19 protein-coding genes are annotated in these 17,843 nt (G+C 39.0%); 11 read left to right on the forward strand and 8 right to left on the reverse strand.

Annotated elements, in window-relative coordinates:
- Position 1: 1 nt before the first annotated feature.
- On the forward strand, positions 2-955 hold the full coding sequence (locus VOI17_RS08415; protein WP_323756801.1) for a DUF4435 domain-containing protein: 954 nt from the start codon (positions 2-4) through the stop codon (positions 953-955).
- A 55-nt stretch (positions 956-1,010) separates the two neighbouring features.
- On the opposite strand, the gene VOI17_RS08420 is transcribed toward VOI17_RS08415, so the two are convergent.
- Positions 1,011-3,389, reverse strand: a complete 2,379-nt coding sequence (locus VOI17_RS08420) for an endonuclease MutS2 (RefSeq protein WP_323756802.1) — start codon at positions 3,387-3,389, stop codon at positions 1,011-1,013.
- Between the two features lie 20 nt (positions 3,390-3,409).
- Positions 3,410-3,754, reverse strand: coding sequence for a DUF4296 domain-containing protein (locus VOI17_RS08425; RefSeq protein ID WP_323756803.1), 345 nt, complete (start codon positions 3,752-3,754; stop codon positions 3,410-3,412).
- 151 nt (positions 3,755-3,905) lie between these two features.
- Between VOI17_RS08425 and VOI17_RS08430 the strand changes: the two genes are divergently transcribed.
- The 3 genes from VOI17_RS08430 to VOI17_RS08440 are packed head-to-tail and all read left to right on the forward strand — an operon-like array spanning position 3,906 to position 6,718.
- Positions 3,906-4,784 (forward strand): DUF58 domain-containing protein, encoded by an 879-nt coding sequence (locus VOI17_RS08430; protein WP_323756804.1) that lies wholly within the window; start codon positions 3,906-3,908, stop codon positions 4,782-4,784.
- Positions 4,777-5,676 carry a hypothetical protein gene (locus VOI17_RS08435; protein WP_323756805.1) on the forward strand — a complete coding sequence of 300 codons (900 nt, stop codon included), beginning with the start codon at positions 4,777-4,779 and terminating at the stop codon, positions 5,674-5,676. The genes VOI17_RS08430 and VOI17_RS08435 overlap by 8 nt, the downstream gene beginning before the upstream one ends.
- Positions 5,669-6,718, forward strand: a complete 1,050-nt coding sequence (locus tag VOI17_RS08440; RefSeq protein ID WP_323756806.1) for a vWA domain-containing protein — start codon at positions 5,669-5,671, stop codon at positions 6,716-6,718. The genes VOI17_RS08435 and VOI17_RS08440 overlap by 8 nt, the downstream gene beginning before the upstream one ends.
- Positions 6,719-6,757: 39 nt before the next feature.
- On the opposite strand, the gene VOI17_RS08445 is transcribed toward VOI17_RS08440, so the two are convergent.
- From VOI17_RS08445 to VOI17_RS08455, 3 genes are read right to left on the reverse strand one after another with little or no spacing between them, the layout of a single operon-like run.
- Entirely contained in the window at positions 6,758-7,354 is a 597-nt protein-coding gene (locus VOI17_RS08445) for a DUF6992 family protein (RefSeq protein ID WP_323756807.1), read from the reverse strand.
- Between the two features lie 2 nt (positions 7,355-7,356).
- Positions 7,357-7,995 carry a LysE family translocator gene (locus VOI17_RS08450; protein WP_323756808.1) on the reverse strand — a complete coding sequence of 213 codons (639 nt, stop codon included), beginning with the start codon at positions 7,993-7,995 and terminating at the stop codon, positions 7,357-7,359.
- A complete protein-coding gene (locus VOI17_RS08455; protein ID WP_323756809.1) occupies positions 7,995-9,548 on the reverse strand; it encodes a GH3 family domain-containing protein in 1,554 nt (517 codons plus the stop codon). The genes VOI17_RS08450 and VOI17_RS08455 overlap by 1 nt, the downstream gene beginning before the upstream one ends.
- Before the next feature lie 115 nt (positions 9,549-9,663).
- Between VOI17_RS08455 and VOI17_RS08460 the strand changes: the two genes are divergently transcribed.
- Positions 9,664-10,338: a YggS family pyridoxal phosphate-dependent enzyme gene (locus tag VOI17_RS08460; protein WP_323756810.1), complete on the forward strand. Its 675-nt coding sequence runs from the start codon at positions 9,664-9,666 to the stop codon at positions 10,336-10,338.
- Between the two features lie 2 nt (positions 10,339-10,340).
- Positions 10,341-10,718 carry a DUF423 domain-containing protein gene (locus VOI17_RS08465; RefSeq protein ID WP_323756811.1) on the forward strand — a complete coding sequence of 126 codons (378 nt, stop codon included), beginning with the start codon at positions 10,341-10,343 and terminating at the stop codon, positions 10,716-10,718.
- 73 nt (positions 10,719-10,791) lie between these two features.
- Here VOI17_RS08465 and VOI17_RS08470 read toward each other — a convergent pair whose 3' ends face one another.
- Together VOI17_RS08470 and VOI17_RS08475 are read right to left on the reverse strand one after the other, a co-directional pair.
- Positions 10,792-12,192: an ATP-dependent DNA helicase gene (locus VOI17_RS08470; RefSeq protein WP_323756812.1), complete on the reverse strand. Its 1,401-nt coding sequence runs from the start codon at positions 12,190-12,192 to the stop codon at positions 10,792-10,794.
- A gap of 28 nt (positions 12,193-12,220) precedes the next feature.
- Positions 12,221-12,652 carry a PaaI family thioesterase gene (locus VOI17_RS08475; protein ID WP_323756813.1) on the reverse strand — a complete coding sequence of 144 codons (432 nt, stop codon included), beginning with the start codon at positions 12,650-12,652 and terminating at the stop codon, positions 12,221-12,223.
- A 38-nt stretch (positions 12,653-12,690) separates the two neighbouring features.
- Between VOI17_RS08475 and VOI17_RS08480 the strand changes: the two genes are divergently transcribed.
- From VOI17_RS08480 to coaD, 5 genes are all read left to right on the forward strand, one after another.
- A complete protein-coding gene (locus tag VOI17_RS08480; RefSeq protein WP_323756814.1) occupies positions 12,691-13,182 on the forward strand; it encodes an NUDIX hydrolase in 492 nt (163 codons plus the stop codon).
- A gap of 60 nt (positions 13,183-13,242) precedes the next feature.
- On the forward strand, positions 13,243-14,835 hold the full coding sequence (locus VOI17_RS08485) for a TlpA disulfide reductase family protein (RefSeq protein ID WP_323756815.1): 1,593 nt from the start codon (positions 13,243-13,245) through the stop codon (positions 14,833-14,835).
- Positions 14,836-15,216: 381 nt separating this feature from the next.
- Entirely contained in the window at positions 15,217-15,795 is a 579-nt protein-coding gene (locus tag VOI17_RS08490; protein ID WP_323756816.1) for a hypothetical protein, read from the forward strand.
- Between the two features lie 60 nt (positions 15,796-15,855).
- Entirely contained in the window at positions 15,856-16,680 is an 825-nt protein-coding gene (locus tag VOI17_RS08495) for a DUF3822 family protein (protein WP_323756817.1), read from the forward strand.
- A 17-nt stretch (positions 16,681-16,697) separates the two neighbouring features.
- Positions 16,698-17,153 (forward strand): pantetheine-phosphate adenylyltransferase, encoded by a 456-nt coding sequence (gene coaD / locus VOI17_RS08500; RefSeq protein WP_323756818.1) that lies wholly within the window; start codon positions 16,698-16,700, stop codon positions 17,151-17,153.
- Here coaD and VOI17_RS08505 read toward each other — a convergent pair.
- Entirely contained in the window at positions 17,150-17,833 is a 684-nt protein-coding gene (locus VOI17_RS08505) for an NUDIX hydrolase (protein ID WP_323756819.1), read from the reverse strand. The two genes, coaD and VOI17_RS08505, sit on opposite strands and share 4 nt — an antisense overlap.
- Positions 17,834-17,843: the final 10 nt, after the last annotated feature.

A 17,843-nucleotide genomic window follows, 5' to 3' on the forward strand; every position in this document is an offset into this window, starting at 1 on the left:
TATGAGTATTATCGAAGAAGCCAAAGCAGAACTTGGATCAGGTTTGGTAGCATACACAGAATTTGTCTTAGATTTTAAGAAAGGTTCAAAAGCAGTTTATTGCTTCTATGAAGGGAAAGAAGATAGAAGTTTTTATTCACATAGAGTCAAAATGCTTCATCCCCAAAATGACTACTTGGACTACATATGTTTAGGTAAAGACAACGTAATCAAAGTTCGTTCTCTAATTAACCATCAGAAGGGATACAGCGAGTGCAATATTGGGTACTTTATTGATAGTGATTTTGATCCTAAAAACACAATACAAGACATATACAGTACACCATGCTATAGTATTGAGAATCTCTTTGTTGTAGACTCCGCCTTCGAGAATATTTTATTAAACGAATTTAACATTTCGAGACAGTGTCAGTGCTTCAATCAGATCATTTCGTTTTACAAGAGTTCTCAGCATCAATTTCATGAACAGTCAATTTTACTGAATAGCTGGCTGGCTTGTCAAGCCGATTATAGAAGTGAAAACAAGATCAGTACTCGGCTAGGTATTGACGACAAAATTAAATCTATCATTAAAAATGAAGATTTTAATAAAGTAGTTTCCCCAGACCTAAAATCGATAAATTTCCCTGCGGATTTACTAAGTCAAGATAAAATTGAGGGGCTATTTCCAGACGCCCCCAAAATCCCAAAAAAGAAGCTTGATGATAAAATATTAGAATTTGATCAAGTGCAAAAGGAACTAACATTCAGAGGAAAGTTCGAGCTCCGCTTCTTAATTTCATTTCTTAATCGATTACAAAGTGAAATTGGAAAGACTAAGGGTTCTTTATTCAAAAAAAAGTACTCCTGTAGTTTACGCTTTGAGTATACTACTGCTATTTCTCAATTAACAAATAACTCAGAGACACCCCCGTGTTTAGTTAGCTACATTAATGGGCTGAAAAAATCAGCCTAAATACTCAACCCATCTCAGGTATTCATTTAAGAGCATGAAAAAACATATCACACCCCTACCTCATTGTAACTACAGTGATTCCTGCTCCTCCACGGTCTACGTGTTCGTCTTTCATTTGGGCAATTTCTTTATAGGATGATAGGTGAGTTCGCACGATTTGCCTTAACACACCATTGCCCTTTCCATGCAGGATATGAAGTTCGTTAAAGCCAAGCAAAATGGCTTCGTCTATGTATTGTTCTAGTTTTGGAATTACTTCTTCGGCACGATAACCACGGATATCTAACTTCTGTGAGAAATTGGCCATTTTATCGTTTAAGGAAACTCCTGCTTTACCCAGCATCACATTGGCTTTTTCACGAGTTTCTTTACGGGTAATTTTCTCTAAACGATTAAGTTTGACCATAGAGCTTAATGCTCCGATACTTAACTCAACATCCTTGCCCTTGATGGAAACCACTTTACCTGAGGTCTCTTGTCCCTTAATACGGACATAGCTTCCTACCTCAATGGCACCCGTTTCGGTTTGAACCTCCTCCTTTTCTTGTGAAGTGATTTTTGTTTTCTTCTTAGCAACTTCCAAACTTTCGCGGGCTTGTTTTACTTTTTCCTTGTCCGCTTGGGCTTCTTTGATCTCACGAATAACGCGCTCTACTTCCTTATTAGCACTATCCAGAAGCACTTTGGCTTCGCGCTTGGCCGTATTCAGTATTTTTTTCTCTTGATTTTCGAGGTGAGATTTGAGTTCGGCATATTGAGTAGTTAACTCATCTAGTTCCTTCTCTTTGGTCTTCACCCGCTTCTCCGCCTTTTCAACTTCGTACTGTTGACTTTCCAACTGACCGAGAAGTTGATCTACAGAAACTTGCTTTACACCTACTTTAGATTTCGCGTATTCTATGGTCTGATTTGAAAGGCCAATTTTTCTAGCAATTTCTAAAGCGAAAGAACTTCCAGGTTTGCCAATTTCTAGTTGATAAATGGGTTGAAGGTTCTTTAAATCGTATTTCATAGCCCCATTCACCAAGCCATGCTGCTTGTCGGCATATTCCTTTAGGTTGCCATAGTGCGTAGTTATAACGCCCATGCCTTTTGAGCTGCGGAGTTCATCCAAAATGGCCTCGGCAATGGCTCCACCAAACTGCGGTTCAGTACCCGTTCCAAATTCATCAATCAGGAATAAACTGCCCTTATTAACATGCCCCAAAAGGTTTTTCATGTTCACTAAGTGCGAACTGTAAGTACTTAAGTCATTTTCGATGGATTGTTCATCACCGATATCAATAAATAGGTCGTTGTAAATAGTGAAACGTGAAGTTTCATTTACAGAAACAAGCAAGCCACATTGGAACATGTACTGCAATAAGCCAACGGTTTTCAGACAGACACTCTTTCCTCCGGCATTTGGCCCAGAAATCACCAAGATTCGTTTTTCTGCATCCAGTGAAATATTCAGTGGTACCACTTTTTTACCCAAGCTCTTAAAGGACAGGTAAAGTGACGGGTGTCGAGCTTCTTGCCAATTAAAGCCTTTCTCTTCATTCCAAATTGGTTTTATGGCATCGATATCAATTCCGAAACGGGCTTTGGCACGAATAAAATCGATGATGCCCAAGAACTTCATAATCCCTGAAAGGTTACCCAACTCTGGACGTACCTCATCGGTTAATGAAGTTAAGATTCGTGTGACTTCGCGTTTTTCAGCATACTCCAATTCACGAACTTCATTATTGATTTCGAGTACTTCGCTGGGTTCTAAATAAACAGTTTGGCCAGTAGCAGATTCACCATGAACAAAGCCGCGCACCCTTCTTTTGTATTCCGCCAATACAGGAATTACCATTCGGCCTTCACGAATCGTAATGGACACATCATCAGGAGTAAAGCCATCTTTCTGTGCCCGTCTTAAAATACCATCAAGTACTTTTCTAAGTCTTTGTTGCTCGGTGAAAATCCCTTTCCTTATCTCCGCCAATAAAGCAGACGCGTTGTCTTTTAATTTTCCTCGTTCGTCAAATTTCCGATCTATGGACCAGAGCAATTCATCATTCCAAAGCAATGGATGAGTGAGCTGAACTAGCTCAGGGTAGTCGTCTCGCTTTTGGCTAAAAAATCCCAAACATTGGTCGGCAGTTTTGAAAACAAGCAACAAATCAAAAAACTCATCTTCCGAAAGAAATGAATTTTCCATCTGCACTTTTTTCAAGTGCGAAGAAACATCGATGTAGTTTGCATTGGGGAAAAGCTCACCACTTTGGATAATTCTGGTGAATTCGTGGGTTTGCTCCAACCACTTATCTATAGAATTGCGATCTATAGCGTATTTAATTTTTGAAACGAACTGGGCACCTAAGTTACTCTCACATTTTTCGAGCAAAATGGCCCTGATTTTATCAAAACCTAACTTTTCTTCTAAATTTGGGGGATAAAGCATTCAGTAAATGGGGATTGTTCTTATCTCTGATTGGTAACTCTTTCTTTCATAACATTGAGGCTATCCAAGGTGGCCGAGAATATAACAGAGGCCTTTTCTGGATGAAGCAAATAGTACTGATAGCTACTTTTATAAGCTACAGTATCCACATTATGTTCCTCGAAAATCCTCTTTTCCAACACCTTAAACACCTGTTTAGCGGAGTCAGGCTTAAGCAACAAGTGGGTTACCTTACCCTCTGCTACTCTGATGTCGATCATGATGTCGATCATCTCAGATTCTGACAATAATCCTTCAGGCAACTCTTCTTTACTACCGCAGGTAAAAAACAAGCAACTAACCGCCAACAAAAAAAGCTTTTTCACACTCAATACTCAATTTTATTTTCAACTTCGATTTTCAAACGAATTTGTCAAAGGTAACGTATTCTGCACGGTAGCGGAATGCTTCTTAACCAAATTTAAGATAGTTGACGCTGAATAAAACCGATTTAATTCTATTTTTGGCCTTTTAGATATGGAGCACATAATTTCCAAGCTTAGGAAGTACGAAATACAAATCAGAAAAGCCATCAATTCCCGGATGCAAGGGGATTTCCATTCCATTTTTAAAGGATCGGGGATGGAGTTTGATGGAGTGCGTGAATACCACTATGGCGATGACGTCCGAAATATTGACTGGAACACTTCGGCCAAAGGACATGGAACCTTTGTAAAGACGTTTAAGGAAGAAAAAGAACAGACAGTTTTCTTCTTGCTTGACGTGAGTGGTTCGCAAGAAATAGGAAACCCAGGCGCCCAAAAGGTAGATGTGGGAAAGGAAATTGCTGCGGTTTTAACGCTCTCTGCAATTAAGGAACAAAACAGAGTGGGTCTCATTTGCTTTTCAGATCAAAAAGAAAAATTTGTGAAATCTGGAAAAGGCAGTAAGCACGGTTATGCCATTATTCATGAACTCTATAACCTGAAACCAAAATCAGGCAAAACGAATATCAGTAAGGCGATTGGTTTAGCACTTGAAGCCATTAATAAAAAGAGTGTGGTAATTTTGATTTCGGATTTTATTGACACCGATTACGAGAAAAACCTAAGAACACTTTCTAATAAGCATGACCTGGTAGTGATTCATTTAAAAGACGACAGAGAAACTAATTTACCTAACTTGGGAATAATTCCTGTTTACGACAAAGAAAGCCGTAAAACCGTGTGGGTAAATACTTCGTCAAGGGATTTCAGAAATAAGCTAGAAAAACGATATTCTACTAATAAAGATGACTTACAGCTGTTTTGTAGAAAGCACCAGATCAATTATGTAGAAATCAACACTAAGGATTATTACATTCCTCAACTCATCAAACTTTTCAAACTGCGAAATAAATCAATGAAGCGTGATTAAGATCGTTAAACTTACCATTCTAGCCGCCTTAATTTTTTCTGGAAGTCAGGCAATTCACGCTCAGGAAACCAAGCCTATCGGTTTTTTCCTGAAAGACAGTGTGAAAATCGGTGAGCCGGTTCCGTTTATTTTCAGTTATAAAGACAAGAAAAACAGGTCCGTTATATTTCCTGATTCACTCTATAATTTCGCTCCCTTTGAGCTGGTTAAAAAGGAATATTTCAATACGCAGTCTGACGATCTAAATAGTATCGACAGTGCGGTGTATTACCTCACTACTTTTGAAATCGATACCGTTCAGAGACTGTCCTTACCTGTGTTTTTAATTACGGCAAGCGACAGCATTCCGAATTTCAGTTTAATGGATTCTATTATTCTCGATCAGGTGGTTACACAAATGCCTGATAGCGTAAGCATGGAAGAAAACTCCTATTATAGACCTGTTTCGCTTGAATTCAATTATCCGTATTTCATTATTGCTTTAATAGTTTTAGGAGTTCTGGCCATAATTGTTTTAGTGGTATGGGGTAAAGAGATTAGAAAACGAATAAGGCTATACAGGTTGAATAAAGGCCTTGAAAAGTTCAAAGCAGGCTTCGAGCAACAGATTGATGCCCTGAGCAACGACACTACAAAGTTGAACATTGAAAAGACTTTAAAGTACTGGAAGAGCTACATGGAAGGTTTGGAAAATCTACCATATACCAAACTAACCACCAAGGAAATTGTATTACTGACACAAAGTTCCAGTTTGGATGAAACGCTTAAATCCATTGATAAAAACATATACAGCAGGGCTACCGTTTCTGCTTTGCAGAACGATTTTGAGTTTTTGAAAGACTATACTCAAGACCGATACAATCACATTTCAGAAGTAATTAAAAATGCTTGACGAATCGAAATATAGTTGGCTTTCACTGGAGTGGTTCACTCCTACGGGTTTCAAATCCTTTGATTGGGCGTTTCCGATATTTCTATACGCCCTTCCATTAGTTCTGATTCTGTTTCTTCTTAAATGGCTAATAGGCACTAAAATAAAGCAAAAACTCCCTGTTGCGCTCCCTAAACAAGACATTGAACGCAGCTGGACAAGCTATTTAAGAGTGATCCCTAACCTATTCACTGCTTTGGCATTAACCATGTTGATTGTTGCACTCGCTCGCCCTCAGCGCACCAATGAAGAGGTGGAGCAATGGACAGAAGGAATTGACATTGTGTTGATTATTGATACCTCTGAATCAATGCAGATTGAAGATTTCAAGCCGAACCGACTTGAGGCGGCTAAACAGACGGCACGTGACTTTATCAATGGCCGTTTTCAAGACAGAATTGGACTTGTAATCTTCTCTGGTGATGCTTATTCTCTTTCTCCATTGACGACAGATTATGAATTACTGGGTAGTTTTATTGACACAGAGGTAGACTTCGGTAAAATAGAGAACCGAGGTACGGCCATTGGTAGCGCCATTGCTACAGGAACCAACCGAATGACGGAATCATCTGCTGCTTCTAAAGTGATGATTTTATTAAGTGATGGAGACAATACTGCCGGAAATATTGACCCAATTACTGCAGCTGAATTGGCCGCTGCTTATGGTATTAAAATCTACACCATTGGTATTGGTAAGGATGGAAAAGTACCTTACGGAAAAGACTTCTTTGGTAGACCCAATTACATAGAGAACACATTGGATGAAACCACGCTAAGAAAGATTGCTGAAATTGGTGATGGCCAGTTTTATCGTGCTTCTGATAACGAAGCGCTTTCAAATGTTTTTAGCCTAATTGACCAATACGAAAAAGCCGAAATCAAAGAAACCCGTTACAAGAACACTACGGATTTCTATCCTATTTACGCCAAATGGGGCTTGGTTTTCTTTATTCTATTTATGCTTTCAAAAAGTACTTTTGTAAGTAATGTGTTGGAGGATTAGCCAATTACTGTTAGCCTATTTTCGAAACTTCATACTTACTTAAAACCTAAAAGCCAGACTCAAGCCGTCAGCATTTACGGTTACTGTTTCCAGTATTTTATTCAGGCTCTCACTCTTGGCTTGCAGTAAGCCATACATCACTACATCAAAAGCGAAGAGAAATCCTCCTTGTAGCATTAAAGACTTACCATACCCATTTAGTAAGTCTTGTTTGTTTGGTCGTGACTTGGCCATTTCTTTCATTAAGAAACCACCAGTAATATAGGCTACATCTAGCCCAGCATTGATCAAAAGTACTTTACCCATTTGGTGATAATCGCCAATAGATTCCGTTAGACTGATTGAGCTTGGGTCAGTAATTATCGAGTTGCGTAAACCAGGAACGGCCAGCGCTAAATTCACCACATTCCAATAGATATTCATTCTATAAAAATGACCCTGTTCTTTAGAACTTGGGTTTTTCAATAAAGCCGCATTGGTAGCAAAGTTGCCAATGGCCCAACTGCCGAGCACAATCATTCCCACTTTATTCAGCTCCAATCGGTCTGTATTAAATGCTGTGAGTTCAGAAGATTGCCCAAGCGCCTGAAAGGTGATAAAAACAAAAAAAACAGTAAGAAACAATGATTTCTTCATGGCTAAGCAAAGAGTTCAATACCAAAACCTTCGAGCAAGAAATTAAGCAAACGTAGGGCAAAAAGGATTAATGCCACACCTACAGTGCGGTTCATTATTCTCATAAAACGAGCTGTAACTATCTCTCTGAGTTTGGTAGCGAAATAAGACTTAATAACATCTACAATAAACACCGTACCGACCAAGGCAACAAAAAAGGCCAAGGCCTGATTTGAAGTATATTCAAAATCGATAGATACTTTACTCATGATCCCAATCCAAAAGAACAATACAAAAGGGTTTACACCATTTAGAAAAAAGCCTTTTAAAATTTGTTTGAAACCATCTCTATTACCGTTGGTGTTCTTCATCACCACTGTTTTGGGCACTGATTTAAACAAATAGAAAAGTCCAAAGCCCAACATTATGACACCTCCTACTCCGCCCAACCACATTTTAAAGTTTTCACTTTCCACAAGCTGAGAAATTCCGAAGTAGGTGATTAAAATATAAAATGCATCGCTTAGCGCCACTCCAATGGCCATAAAGAACCCTGACCAAAAACCCTTTTCTATGCTGTTTTGAATAAGTGCAAAGAAAACTGGGCCAATGAGTACACAGAGTAATAAACCAAACAATAAACCATTGAGTATAGGATGCATCAGGACTTCTTAGGTTGTTGAGAAAGAAAGTCTAACCAACTGCTAAGATGATTTCCTTTTAGCACTCTCGGAAACTTAGATTGACCACCTTCTTTACCCTCTGAACGCATCCAGTCATAAAAAACCGAAGTAGGTATAATATCTAACGTTACATTCTTCAAGGCATGCTTTCGTTCTACGGAATAGTCGTCATTTACAACTTTAAGGTGGGCGTCAATTAGCGCACATAGCGCAGTGCTATCCACTACATCATCAGTACCCACGTACCATTTATGAGAAAACAATGAACCATCAGGAATACCTGTTACGGTAAATTCCTTAACACAAATATTTAACTCTTCGGCAGCCAACTCAATGGCATGATTCATATTATCTACAGAAAGATGTTCACCACAAAGGCTCAAGAAATGCTTTGTTCGGCCTGTGATGATAATTTCCGAGTTTCTTTTATCTACGAATCTAACAGTATCTCCAATTTGGTAACGCCATGCCCCAGCGCAAGTAGAAATCAACAAGGCATAGTCTTTACCTTCTTCTACACCATCTATCATCACAGTTTCTGGATTGTCAACGATCACCCCATCAGGGCTGAAGTTCTTATCATTAAAAGGGACAAACTCATAGAAAACACCATTATTGAGCACCAACCTCATGGATTTTTTATTGGGCTCGGATTGGAAGGCCAAAAAACCTTCGGAAGCCAAATAGGTTTCTATGTAATGAACCGGCTTTCCCAAAAGCTTTTCAAAACCTTTTTTATAGGGTTCGAATGACACACCGCCATGCACAAAGGCCTGCAGGTTTGGCCAAATCTCATGTATATCCTTTACATGGTACCTTTCAATAATTCGTTCTAAAAGAATTTGCATCCATGCGGGCACGCCCACGATCATCCCGATATTCCATTTTGGAGCCGAGTCCACAATTTCATCCAGCTTGGCCGCCCAATCTTTGTTCTTTTTAATCTTTGGTGTGGGTCTTGAAAAACCTTGCACCCAAAGTGGTAACTGCCCAGTGGTGATACCACTCAGGTCACCATAATAATAGTTTCCAGAGAAATTAAGTGAGGTACTCCCTCCCAGCATAAGCATTCCAGATTGGAAGAATTTATCAGGTAAATCGTATTTAGAAAGTGTATAGATGTGCCTTGTTCCTGTTCTTCTGATCTGGCGAATCATATCCTTGGTGACAGGTATATATTTTGAGGCTGCGCCCGAAGTACCAGAGCTTAAAGCAAAAAATTTGGTTTTACCCGGCCAGCAAACATCCTCTTCACCCTCTCTGATTTTGTGCCACCAATCTGCATTTATTTTTTCATAGTCGCAGACAGGCACATTGGCTTTAAACCTATCTAAAAAATCGTGTCCACCATGATTTCTGAAAGACTCAAGTATGCTTACAAAATCATATTCTCTACCAAATTGCGTATTTCTTGCGCTAATAAGCAGTTTCGACAGTTCCTTTTTTTGAAGCTCATAGGGTGTAGTATAATCTTGTTCAAGTGTTTCCCTAAGCTTTATTCCTTTTTTAAGTATAGTCCCTAATATGGCCATTCAATTAATTTCATATGATCAACAAGCCCTGTTCAAAGCGAATTTATCCTAACTTTGGAGCCTACTGAGAGTTTCAAATATAAACAAAAGTACTACTGAAAATAAGGCAACTCAAATGAGTGTAGAAAACAACATAAAAAAATACCGCGAGATTCTAAAGCCATTTGGTGCTCAATTGATTGCCGTAAGTAAGACTAAGCCAAAGGAAGATTTGTTACAGGCTTATGAGACGGGCCAACGTGCCTTTGGTGAAAACAAAGTGCAAGAGCTTACGGAAAAAGCCGAAGCACTACCAAAGGACATTGAGTGGCACATGATTGGCCACTTGCAAAGAAATAAAGTAAAGTACATCGCTCCTTTTGTTCACCTCATTCATGCCGTAGACAGCGATCGCCTTTTAAAAGAAATCGATAAGCAAGCAGAGAAAAACGAACGTATCATTCCTTGTTTGCTGCAAGTTTTTATTGCCAAGGAAGAAAGCAAGTTTGGGTTTTCAGAAGAGGAATTACTTGACTTCTTAAAATCAGAAGCCTTTAAAGACCTAAAGCATATTAAAGTTGTTGGGCTGATGGGTATGGCCACCAATACTGATGATATGCAAAGGGTGAAGAATGAATTTACTGGACTGAAAGAGCTTTTCGATCAAATTAAAGTTGAGATTCATTCTGGAAATATCGAAATGAAGGAATTATCAATGGGCATGACAAGTGATTACCAAGTAGCCTGTGAAGCAGGAAGTACTATGGTGAGGATTGGATCTGCTATTTTTGGAGGAAGAAACTACAATTAACAATGAGCGCAAAAACAGTTTTAATCTTAGCAGGAATATTTGGAATGTTATCCGTAGCCATTGGCGCCTTTGGTGCGCATGCTTTGGAAAGCACATTGACCGCCAATAATCGATTGGCCACTTTTGAAACAGGCGTGAAATACCAGTTTTACCATACCTTGGCGCTTTTAGTTTTGGGCTTCTTAATGATCAACTATCAAAGTAACTATTTCGGTTATGCAGCCATCTGCTTTGTAGTGGGCATATTCATTTTTAGCGGATCGCTGTACACCTTATCATTGACCAATGTTACATGGTTGGGCGCCATTACTCCAATTGGAGGCCTGGGCTTTATTATGGGTTGGCTGTTTTTGGTTTTAGGGGTGAAGAATAGCCTGTAAGAGCTGCGAAAACTTAACCTTTGGTGAATTGATTCACCAAAAAGACAATAAATAACTTCTGAAGAGAAGCGAATCAGAAGAATTTCTGATGAAAATTAACGAGGAAGAGCTCCTTTGAAGCACGCGTGACTGCGGTATATAACCAGCGCAAATAATCTTGATCGATCATATCTTCATTGAGGTAACCTTGATCTACAAACACCGCCTCCCATTGCCCCCCTTGAGATTTATGGCAGGTAAGTGCATAAGCAAACTTCACTTGCAGGGCATTCAGATAGGGGTCTTTCTTAATCAGTTTTATCCGCTCTCCTTTCGATTCCACATCCGCATAATCTTCTACCACTTGCTCGTAAAGCCTTTTCTGCTCGGTACTTGGCAACGATGCTTCTGGAGTATAAAGGGTGTCCAAAATCACTTTCGCCTCAAAAGGTTCATGGTCAGGGTAATCGAGTAATCGCAAGTTCAGGGTGGCGAAGCGCAATCCGTAAACATCTTCGAAGCGAACGATTTTCATCACCTCTACAAAGTCCCCATTGGCCAAAAAGCCACCGGGCGTATTTTCCGGCAAGTAATGATAGTTGTTCCGAACAATCATCAATATATCTCCGGCCTCCAATTCGTCTTCTCTATATTGAATAGCCCTTCGGATGTACTGATTGTACTGCACTGCATTTTTATTCGAGCGACAAACAATTACCGTATTCTCGGTACCATATTTATCATAAGCATAACGCAGGCCGTCTTCCAGCTTTTCACCAGTCATTTTAAAAATATCCTTGAACTGACCTGTGGTGAATTTTATATCAAACTTCTCCTTACCAAGTTCCCGCCTCAGCTGAGTAGCATTATAAAGTATTCCTGACGATTCTTCTTGTCGCATTACTTCAGTAAGCTCAATAGAAAAATTATCGGTTTTGAAATTGTGTTTCAGGTATGAGGCTTCCAAAGCTGGGCTTTCGGTACTACCTACTGGTGGAAGCTGGGCCACATCACCAATGAGCAAAAGCCTGTTTCCTTCCTTTTCAAAAACATAATCCATCAACTCGGTCAAAAGCCCTTTTGTGCCGTAGTCCGATTGATCCGAGAGCATTGAAGCTTCATCGACTATAAAGAGCGTATTGGTGTGGTAATTCTTCTGACGCGAAAAACGGAGACTTCCCCCTGGCTCTTCCGTTTGCTGGAAGATCTTTTTATGGATCGTAAAAGCCGTTCGTTTTGAATAAGTAGACATCACTTTCGCGGCACGCCCAGTCGGTGCCATCAGCACATACTTCATATTGAAGAAGGGAAGCATATTCACCACCGCTCCAATGACAGTAGTTTTTCCCGTTCCCGCATAACCTCGAATGGTCAGCGTTGGCTTTACTAAATCTTTGTCCAGAAGAAATTCATCGAACATACGAAAAAGCTCCTTTTGACCAGAAGTGGGCTCAAAAGGGAATTTGCTCAATAATATTTCAGAAGGTTTTGCCAATAGTTATTGCTTAGCGCGTGAAATGTCTTCAGGAAAAAATAGTGGCCATTGTCGTGGTGGCTTTAGCAATCAATGTTCTTTTCTCTCCATCTAAGCACCATACTTCCGCTTCACAAAAGTTCAGTTTTCTACCTTGTTTAATCACTTTACCAATAGCATGTAGCCTATCTCCCTTTCCTTTAGAGAAATAAGAGATTTTGATCTCGCCAGTCACTACATGGTGATCTTCTGGCACAACCGTATATGCAGCAAAGCCTGCAACAATATCGGCCACGGTAGCCGTAACACCCCCATGCACCAAACCTGTTTGCTGCTGATGCTCTTGTTTTAAAGTCAACCAACCTTCCGTAGTTCCAGCTTCAATCACATTCAATTCAAAGCCCACCAGCTTCATGAAATATTGCCTTTCGAGGAATTTCTCGATTCTTGATTTAAAGTTGGGATTCAATACCTTTATCATCTTTTCAATTTTGGACAAATATATCGTATCTCCTACTTATGGACTCACTGGAATCCAAAATCAAATCTAATTATGGCGAAAAACTTCGGGTTCGGGTTTGCGGAATATGCATTACCGTAGAAGGCCTACTGATGGTTCTCCATACCGCTTTGGGAAAAGATGGCTCTTTATGGGCTCCACCAGGCGGAGGCATGGAATATGGAGAAAATGCCCATGAAGCACTAAAGCGTGAGTTTATGGAAGAAACCCATTTAGACATTGAAGTGGAGAGATTCCTTTTTGTGCATGAATACCTCGACCCACCGCTCCACGGTATCGAATTATTTTTTGAGGTGAAAATACTGAGTGGAAAGCTCAAAACAGGCACTGACCCAGAAATGGAGGCTGATGCACAAATCATCACACAGGTCGAATTTAAATCCTTTGAAGAAATACAACAACTCCCAAAAGCGCATTTGCATTACGCTATTCAAAACATAAGCAGCTTTGATAGCCTTTTAAAAAGGACTGGTTATTCCATAAATTATTAACTAATTAATTAGTTTTTAGATGTGGTTTATTTTATATATTTATAGAATAAACCACAGGATATGAACAAGTACCTCATTTTATTAATCCTAACATCAACTTTAGGTTGTAGTCAAAACAAAGTCAAATTAGCAGATGAGCCCCAGCTGCCAGATCAGGTCGTTCTAATTTTCAAGAATCCTCAATCGCATGCTAAATACACTTTTCCTTCATTTTATGATCAATCTGTTGGGAATCTTGCTTCAGGTAATGGTTACCAAATCCAAACTATCAATGATGCTTTAATACCTACTCGCTATCGTTTTGAAGTTAACTCTCCTTCAGATACAGTGACCATAAGCACAAAGCGTGATTTGCTTGAAGTTAAGCTTACCTATAAAGCCTTGGATGAACTCACCTATTATTTCAGGAAAGGAGATACGGTTATCTTTAATTATGAGGGCACAAAACCAATCGCAGAAATCATTAACCGAAAAGAAAATACGGAGGTTACAAACTTTAGCCTAAACCAACGAGACTCTGTATACCAAGACGACTTACCTGCTATGATTATATTTAATCACTCTCTACTGGGCTTTAGACTATACTCAAGAGGTGAAGACAAGACCATTAGCTCACAAGAGTTCGATAGAAACTACAGAATCAAGATGGGGAAAGTATTGAATCAAGAGTTAACGGAAGACATGAAACGAGTCAATTCCTTCAAAGAACAGGGTTTAATCACTGACCAGCACTATAATGCCATGCTAAGTGACTTGTATTGGAAGCTAACCAATAAAGTGACCGAATTAAGGTTTGTCCCCGAGGAAGAGAACTTCGAATATTTGCGTCAAATTTTAATAGACTTAGAAAGAGATCACCCCGTGCTTGCCGTTAGAAACGATTCACTCCTAGTTTCAGGCGTCTACCAAAGTTTCATAGAAACCAAAGCCAAACGGCTCTATCCTCTACCCAAGCTAGTGATGAAAGGTAGAGGGAGCGGAAGCAGTATTCGGGATTACGCCACCTCATACGATTCTATTCAAGCATCTAAAGCGTTCAGTCCCACAGAAAGAAAACTTCTTCAGTATAAAAACTTAGACAAAATACTTTCTGAGACTGGAGATTTTAACATTGAAACAAGGCTTAAGTACCTCACCAAATTTAAAAATGACTATCAAGACACTGTGCTATTTAATGACTTTGTAAAGAAGTATAATGTCAAGTTTGAAATTGATGATGATGTTCAATTGGTAGACAACAGCGGCAAGACTGGAACACTAAATGAATTTATTTCGGCCAACAAAGGGAAAGTCATTTATGTAGATTATTGGGCCAGCTGGTGTGCCCCTTGCATTGCTGAAATGCCAAGTTCTAAAAAAATACAAAGCGAGTTAAACAACGAAAACATTGTCTACCTATACCTTTCCACAGACCGCACCGAAGAACCATGGCAAAAGGCTTTAAAGAAGTTAGAACTAGAAGGAGGTATTAACTACCGAATCATGAATGCAGACAATTCATTACAAATGGATGATTTAGAAATTCAATTCATTCCGCGCTACATGATTTACGATACCAATGGACGACTAGTAAACAAGGATGCTCCAAGACCAAGTGAATCGGAACTTCTGAAAGCCCAGTTGATGAAAGCTCTTAATGCTTCGAACAACTAGTACTTGGAAGTATTGCTCCTCTGGTTTTGATCATTGGAATCTGAAAAACCTTATTTGACTACATGAGTGCCTCGATCAACTGATAAATAGTAAAAAATATTATTGAGTGCTAAAAAACCAGAAAACACTAAAAAAGGCGTATACACTGAAACAGAAGCTGATTCTCAAATCATCACTCATACCGATTTTAAACCCTTTGAAGAAATAAAACGAATCACTAACCATCGATTGCATTATGTTATACAAAATATTACTAGTTTCGAAAGCCTTTTAAATCAGACAGGCTATTTCAAATTTCATTAGAATTGCATAAAATAGCAGTTCAATTTATTTCAGTTACCTAATAAAATAGTTATTTTCGCAAAAAGATCAACCTTAAAAATGAGCCTAACTAAAATTCTTACCGTAGTCATATTCCTTGGAGCCCTCACGTTTGGCTACTTCCTGTATGACAGTATCAACTCAACTATTGAGAAAGCAAAAGAAATTGAAAGAGTAGAAAACACGGTGAAAGCCAAGCTTGGGCTCATTCGTGATGCCCAAATTGCTTACCAAGTTGCCTACGGTGATTATGCCGATACTTGGGAGAAATTAATCGCCTATGTAGACAGCGGTAAAATCTGGCTAATACAAAGAACGGAAACCATTACTCCTCAAGCTTACGGAGAAGAAATTTCTACATTCGCTTATGACACCTTAGGTTATAGAACCGTAAGAGATTCATTGTTTAAAATACCGAATTTCAACCCTATGAATCTACCAAGGCTACCGCACGCACCGGACAAATATTTTTCGCTTTACGCAAAAGATTCGGTTCGTTCAGGGGTTAGCGTAGACTATGTTGAAGTCGTTGATACTTATCCTTTCGACAGATCAAGAACAGAGGATAACGAAATTAAAAACAGAAGACCCTTACGTTTCGGTTCTAGAACTGAAATTACCACTTCAGGTAACTGGTAGTAAATCATTATAGTGAGTACTGTTACAAACCAACAACTCATAAAAATTAAAGACGAAAGAATGAACATTGATCATATTGATCAATGTCGTCTTTCGTTTTTTATTGGGGAGCATGACTGTCAAATCACTGTATTTGACGAACAAAAGCAGAAGCTTCTGTTATTCGAAAATTATCTCATTGAATCATCCCCAATTGATTTCCTAAACAAAATCCATGATCAGCACGAGTTAGTTCCGGCTGGATTTTGGCCTACTATCCATATCCATATTAGAAATAATCAATTCTGTTTGGTGCCTAGTTTCTTGTTTGATGAAGATTCGGCTTACAATTACATAAGACTCAACACCGACAGTAATCCTGATTTGGATAACTACGCAATACAGCAACACAAATCACTAGCAGCCACTTATGTTTTTGGCTACCCAGCAGCGATTCAAGATTGGTTTTTCTCAAAATATAAAAAGGCAAGCATCCATGTTTTCCATGAAGGTTCTACCTTTTTGAATAGCATTGAAAACCAACTACTTAAAGTTGCAAAACCAGCTTTATATCTGAATTGCAATTCCGATACTTTAATGCTAGCGGGTTTTAATGGGCAAAAATTGATGATTTACAATCAGTTTAAAATTGGTGATATCAAGCAGTTACCTAAGTTGGTTCTAATGTCTATTCAGCAATTCAGTCAAGAAGGTCAGGACACTCCTATTGTGCTTTGGGCTGTTCAGGACAAAATAAAAAGCTTGGAGCCATTGCTGAAAAAGTACTTTAAAAACCTTAGCTTAGGCAAAAGGTCTACCCAAATAAAAATGAGTCATCAGTTTGATGAAATAGAGCTTTACGAACACGTAGAAATATTCGGGAGTCTCACTACCACTAATTCATAACAAACACCCCCATTGCTATGAAGCGCATTGCTATTTTTCCCGGTTCTTTCGATCCTTTCACCAAAGGACATCAAGACATCGTGATGAGGTCTTTAGATATTTTTGATGAAGTGGTGATTGCCATTGGTTACAATACAGCCAAACATAACAGATACTTCGATATCGAGTTCATGGTAAAGAAAATCGAAGAAACTTTCAGTAAAATACCAAGAGTTTCTGTGGTGGTTTATAATGAACTCACAGCCACATTGGCCAGCAGAATGGGTGCGAAATACCTCGTTAGAGGTTTAAGAAACACAACAGATTTTGAATACGAGAATAGTATATCTCAGGTGAATCGACACCTAAACGATGAACTTGAAACTGTATTTTTGATTACATCTCCCGAGCTATCATCGGTCAACTCTACTATTATCAGAGAAGTCCATCGCTATGGTGGTGATGTTCAGGAATTTATACCTTACGAGCTTTAAACAGCTTTCTTTCTTCTTTTTTTCTTGTACTTTTTATAAACATGCTTGATTGAACGGTAGGTATGATAGAGCGCCACGTTTACTTCATTAGAATTCATCCATTTTACATCATCAATATCTTCGTCTGCTTGAGGTTTCATTTTAGAATCATCAAGATTATCCATCAAAAACCAACTTGTTTTCTTTAGAATATCTTTACCTCCACGCACATAAGTATGCCAGGTAACGCAAATCTCTTCCTTCACTAGCACCTTTACGCTACACTCTTCTTCTACTTCTCTCTTAGCTCCATCCTCAACGCTTTCTTTTCCTTCAATTTTACCTTTCGGAAAATCCCACATCCCTAACCGATGGATCATCAAGACCTTGTTGTCCTTTTCCACCACTCCACCTGCCGCTTTGATTATCTTAAACTTATCCTTAATCAAACGAATAGTTTCCTCATACTCAGGAGTAATAAGTGTAACCGATTTGAAGCCTTTTAATTTGCTATGGTGCAAAATGAAAAGCAATGACTTTATCATTCCTTGCGAAGCATTGGTAATCAACATATCACCCCTGAATGCTTTCTCATTCAGGATAACGTCATCCACGTTTATAACAAGGTCGAATTTAGAATGATCCTTAACTTCCTCTGGCCGTTTGATTCGGAGAGGTTTATCTTTGATGTATATCCTCATCTATTGTGAG

Origin of the sequence: Roseivirga sp. (assembly GCF_034669765.1) — a bacterium.
In the GTDB taxonomy this organism is placed as follows: Bacteria; Bacteroidota; Bacteroidia; order Cytophagales; family Cyclobacteriaceae; genus Roseivirga.